Annotated in this window: 4 protein-coding genes and 1 tRNA gene; all 5 read right to left on the reverse strand. The window is 39.5% G+C overall.

Annotated features, from left to right (window positions below; all coding sequences use genetic code 11):
• Positions 1 to 174: 174 nt before the first annotated feature.
• The gene (locus F3741_10065) at positions 175 to 1,284 is read right to left on the reverse strand and encodes a hypothetical protein (GenBank protein ID MZG31129.1); all 1,110 of its coding nucleotides are present in this window, start codon (positions 1,282 to 1,284) and stop codon (positions 175 to 177) included.
• Positions 1,285 to 1,701: 417 nt separating this feature from the next.
• Positions 1,702 to 2,766, reverse strand: coding sequence for a site-specific integrase (locus tag F3741_10070; protein MZG31130.1), 1,065 nt, complete (start codon positions 2,764 to 2,766; stop codon positions 1,702 to 1,704).
• Between the two features lie 117 nt (positions 2,767 to 2,883).
• A tRNA-Leu gene (locus F3741_10075) sits at positions 2,884 to 2,970 on the reverse strand.
• 109 nt (positions 2,971 to 3,079) lie between these two features.
• Positions 3,080 to 4,843, reverse strand: a complete 1,764-nt coding sequence (locus F3741_10080) for a tetratricopeptide repeat protein (GenBank protein MZG31131.1) — start codon at positions 4,841 to 4,843, stop codon at positions 3,080 to 3,082.
• On the reverse strand, positions 4,840 to 5,426 hold a 587-nt coding region (locus F3741_10085; protein ID MZG31132.1), incomplete at its 5' end, for a tetratricopeptide repeat protein. The genes F3741_10085 and F3741_10080, both read right to left, overlap by 4 nt.

Genomic DNA, 5,426 nt, shown 5'->3' on the forward strand with positions numbered 1-5,426 from the left:
ACCCAGGCGAAGTTTTACCATTTGATGCATTTACCGCATTAAAGGCTGAGTATGTGTAGGCGCTATAAGTCTTTTACTTGCAATGAATTATATTAAAAAGCCCTTACTACCAGTAGGAATATTTTGATTCGTTGTCTCACCTTTGAGCCAATTCGACAACTCTATGTCACTTAGTTATGGCTTCCCAGCTACTATAGCAATTTCTGTAATGCTGCGTGTGCAGGTGTCACCTGAATTACATTTTTGGGAAAAGGTGAGAACAGATCCCTCTATGTTACAATTAGTAGGGACAGCAACTCCATTCTCATTAAAATCCACTGGGCCTCTGGGACAATCTGCTAAGTCTGAATAACTAAAAAGCCATGTCCGGGCAGTAACATCGTCCCTTATATTCATTTGATTAAATCTACTTTCCTTGCCATCTATAAGGATTACAGGCCGACTTGAAGGGGACACAAAAAATTCTTGATCGATCGGATCAGAGGGATCATAAGACACTTCAATGTCCCTAATCTTCATCCTTGAATTTAGTTGAAGTTCAACCTTTATGGCATCATTACATGTATATGGGATATCCAAAGCACCATTAACAAGTTCATCTGGCCCACCGGCAATATCACAATTAAATCCGTCAGGATTACTACTTACAACATTTATTGCTGTGGGTGGGATCTTTTCAAATACAATATTAGAACCTGAGCTCGGAGGTCCACTATAGGTTCCATCTACTGGTGGTATGGGGCTAGTGCCATAGCTGCCATTAACTGGAGGTATGGGGTTACCAGTAATCCTGCTGATTTCTGCTAGAGCAGCTTGCAAGGCTTGTTCGGCACTGGCTTTTACTGTTGATGCTTCGTCTACTTTGTTCTGAGCTTCAGCAAGCTGCTGGTTTAATGCATCAAGTGCTGCCTGAGCTTCGTTCAATTCGCTCATAGCATCATCTACTGCCTGCTGTGCTTTATCTACTTCTGCCTGAGCTACTTGTAGAGCTTGATCTTCTGCGTCAGCAGCTTCTTGTGCTGCTTGTAATTGCTGCTCTGCTATATTCAAAGCTTCCGTAGCTGCTGTTAAAGCAGCTTGAGCTTCATTCTTCAGAGTTTCTGCTTCCTGTTTTGCCGCTATAGCTTCTTCCAATGCTCTTTTAGCTGGAGAAGAAGCAGATTGGTAGGTTCCTTGTACTACAGGAAGTCCAGTTTCCTGCGCTATTGCTGTTACCCCAAAAGATAACAATGAGAAGAGAGTGAATAGGATTAAGAATATTGGTGATCGCATCAAGAATCTCATACTTCATTCCTCCCGCATTTGTTAATGAATGAACTGTTCCAGCAGAGTTAGTAAGCTTGTAACAACTGAACTTTAGTCAATCCAATAATAATACAAAAGTATAGGTATACTGATAGGGTGGATATTCTTATAGATCACATCTATTGTCAAGCGAAGAGATTGTAACTTATGGCCTTATAAGCCTTTTGCATCCACAAAACATCACAAAAACCATTGATAAACCGATAGTAATTATTTCGTTGAAATACCGATATTTTTTAAGTATTTCCCATCGCCGCAATCAGTCATCACTCCTCATGCTTGGCTTCCCGTTTCTCTATCTCACGGAGGAACAGCGTTCCGATCTTCTCAAGCATTCAACAAGACTCACTTTGCTCTGACATTAGCGTGAACTTAACTTAGGTTTCCCAAAGCCTGCTAACCAAATACCTTCTTATTCATTCTCTCTAACACATCAGCTTTATGATCCTCAGAAAGATGACTATATCTCTTAACCATCTGTAATGTCTTGTGTCCTAATATATCTGCTATCTCTAATAATGATGCTCCGTTCATAGCTAAGTATGAAGCTGTAGAGTGACGTAGATCATGGAAACGGAAGTTCTCTATCTCAGCTCTTTTTATAGCATTACACCAAGCGGTTCTTATAGAACAACGTTTAGTTCTGTTCTCAGGCGAGTGGAATATATAATCATCTTTAGCGCCTCTAGCATTGATCTTTAGTTTCTCAATAAGTTGTAATGAATTACCAACTAGAGGCACAGCTCTTCGTTCACCATTCTTCGTTTCTTGAATAACAACTCTTTTGTTACATAAATCAACATCTCTCCATCTCAAGCCTAATATTTCACCCCTACGCATTCCTGTTGATAACGCTAAGACAACAATAGGATAAAGAAAGAGACTTCTACTTTCCTTGCAGTTATCTAATAATCTTTGTCTTTCTTGTTCATTAAGGAACCTCACTCTTCCTCTTGGTTCTTTCAATTTTTTAATGTTCAGCACTGGGTTATAGTTGATCCAATTCCATTCTCTCCAAGCAATAGTATAGACATGACTAATAGCTGCTAGGTATCGATTCACTGTTGCTGCGGATCTTGGTGTTCCATAATGAGTATTGCCCCTTTGCAGTATTTGTCTACATTCAGAGAAGGTAGATGGAGAAATATCACATAATCGAAGGCTTCCAATTTGAGATTTCCACCAGTTAAGTTGAATAGTTTGTCTCGCTATATCTTTTTTATGAGGTAAGACTTGAGAAAGGTAGTGATCGATAACTTTGCTTAAAGTAAGATTGATATTCTCAGGTGTGAAACTAAAGTGCCTATTCAACCGAAACTCAGCTTCCCTCTCTTGCCCCCATTTAATAGCATCAGAACTCTTGTTAAAGGTGGCTGATTTAACAGGACAGCCTTTTACTCTCACAAGAGTTCGATAGCTGACTCTGCCATCTTTTGATTTTCTCTTTTGGATAGAAGCCATAATCTCATCAAGGTGATGTACCACAGTTGTACCTTGAGAGAATTTAGGATGAGAAACGGTGTGACTGCTAGTGCGGCTAAAGTCTATTAAGCGCTTATTTTATAAGCTAGTATAGAATGGTGCCGGAGGTCGGAATCGAACCGACACGAGGTTGCCCTCGCAGGATTTTGAATCCTGTGCGTCTACCAATTTCACCACTCCGGCACTTTAAATTAACTATTGAATGGTGGTCAAAATATAGCATACCCTCAATAAACTTGGCAAAAATTTCACGTTTTAAAACTTATAAATTTTGCAAATAACCAATTGAGATTTACTGGGTTGAGAACTGTTGAATTAATTTGCGAATTTTATCCGCCTCGGGTTGGGTGGGATCAAGATTCAAAGAGCGGGAAAAATAGGCTAAACCCTGTTTGGGGTTATTCAGGTGATATAAATTTACTATTCCTAGATTTTTGAAAACTGCAGCTGAACGGGGGTTTAGTTCCGCAGCATGCCTGAAATATGAGTCGGCTAACTTGAACTTTTTTTGCATTAAATAAATTTCACCAAGCTTGGCAAAGGTTTCCGGGATTTCTGGTTCGATTCGACTAGCTTTGAGAAAGTGATTAATTGCATCATCTAATAATCCCTTTTCCAAATAAAGATCGCCCAGATTGTAATTGGAAACAAAATCCCATGGTCCTTTAACAAGGGCTTGCCTATAGTATTTTATGGCTTTTTCCTTATCGCCCTTGAGGCTATGAGCTCGTGCGAGGTTTATTAAGGGACGTAACTTATGCGGCGATTTTTGGTAGGTATCTTTCCAAAGAGATAGTTCTGATCGCCAGGTCGTATTCCTCTCAATGGTTAAAACGCTCATTATTCCTACAAATAGATAAAAAAGGACGGCGCCTTGCTGTGATGATATTGCTAAATAGTTGCGAGTTACTACTGAGGCCCCATAAGCTAATAAGATAAAAATACCAGCCGAAGCGAGATAGATACGGTGTTCCGCAGCCAGGTCGTGCAGGGTTACAATGGATGAGGACGGGGACAAAATAATAAAAAACCAGCATAAAAAAAAGAAAATAAACCGGTTCTTGAAAATTAACAGTGACCCTGCGAACAAGCAAACGATGCATAAGACAGGAGTTATAAAGCTCCAGGATAACAGGCTCGTAACAATCTCAACATCTGGATCGATATTAAGATTCATAGGAAATAAAAGCTTTTTTAGATAATAAAATACGATCACTCCCGGTTGACTGAGCATATACTTAACCCTCCCAACCATCTCATAAGGTCGGGAAGGGCCAATTAGAAATGACTCATCTGTAAAGAGTTTATAAGATAAAAGACCTCCCAAAACTGAAACAACTCCCATAATTAACCATTTCCATTTCCTGATAAATTGCCAGGCCGGAGAATGGTCGGAACAACTGGAGAGATAATAAATAAGAATCGTAGCAGGAAGGGTCGCGACAATTTGTTTAACGCTGAACCCTAACAGAGCTATTACCATAATGACCAGAAAATATAATATATAATGAACAGGCGAAGCTGAAGGTCGTTCTAATAATTGCTGGAACATTAGAAATCCAACAAGGTAAAAGGTAGAGGCCAAAACCTCTGAGCGACTCATTATGTAAATTACAGATTCCGTTTGAATAGGGTGACAAAGAAATAAAACCGCAGCAAAAAACGCAATGTTCTGGATTCTTTTCTTGCCCCAGCCTTTTGTATTAAAACCAAAACGGCGAAATGATTTTGCCAATACAAAAAAGAGAAGCAAGCTGTTCAGTATATGAAATGCAAGACTGAGAACATGATATCCAAAGGGTCTGAACCCATCTAAGTAAACATTAAAAGCTACAGACATTCTAAGTAAGCCGCGTGCCATAAATTGGTTTTTCCAGAAATCAGCAGTAAGCAGCGACTCAGGGTTTTTTAAGTTTGCATTATTGGTGATATAGGGAACACTATCGAATTGAAAAGGGTTATTAAGGTGATTGGCAAAAACAAGAACCCCAAGTATAGATATGAACAGGCAGTAACCAAAAACTGTTTGGGAAAATTTTGATCTGCTTGCTATCATGACGGGTTTTCCTTTAACTTACTCAGGGCATAGTCCAGCAATTTTCGGGCTTTTGCGTTGTCAGGTTGCAGATTGAGAACTTGCTTTAGATGAAAACTCGCATTGGTATAATCGCTATTTCTCAAATATAGCGCAGATAGATTGTGATGTATTTCAGGTAGGTCACTTTGAATCTCTAAAGCTTTTTTAAATTCTGTTTCAGCTCTTTCATAGGACTTAAGGTTCCAGAATATAACACCAATATTATTTTGAGCTTGAGGGTGCTCTTTCTGAATATCCAATGTCAGTTTGAATTCACGCAATGCTTCATCAAAAAACCTGGTTTTTTGGTATGCGTTTCCAAGATCAAAATGATAATTGGCTTTATTAGGGCGCATTTTAACGGCCTGCTTCAAAAAGGGAATTGCGCTTCTATGGTCACCTTGTTTACTCCATGCCAGCCCTGCGAAATAAAAGGTATCGGGTTTATCAGAACCCAGGGCAATGGCACGGTCAAACTCTTCAACAGCTTGTTTCATATTGTCGCGTTGAAAATGGATGTGTCCCAGGTTTGAATAAGCGTCAGATTGGGTCGGGTTCAGCC

This window comes from Nitrospinota bacterium, from assembly GCA_009873635.1.
In the GTDB taxonomy this organism is placed as follows: Bacteria; Nitrospinota; Nitrospinia; order Nitrospinales; family VA-1; genus LS-NOB.

Coding starts and splice junctions, on each gene's coding strand:
- F3741_10065 (MZG31129.1), bottom strand. CDS start 1,284: ATGAGATTCTTGATGCGATCACCAATATTCTTAATCCTATTCACTCTC.
- F3741_10070 (MZG31130.1), bottom strand. CDS start 2,766: ATGGCTTCTATCCAAAAGAGAAAATCAAAAGATGGCAGAGTCAGCTAT.
- F3741_10080 (MZG31131.1), bottom strand. CDS start 4,843: ATGATAGCAAGCAGATCAAAATTTTCCCAAACAGTTTTTGGTTACTGC.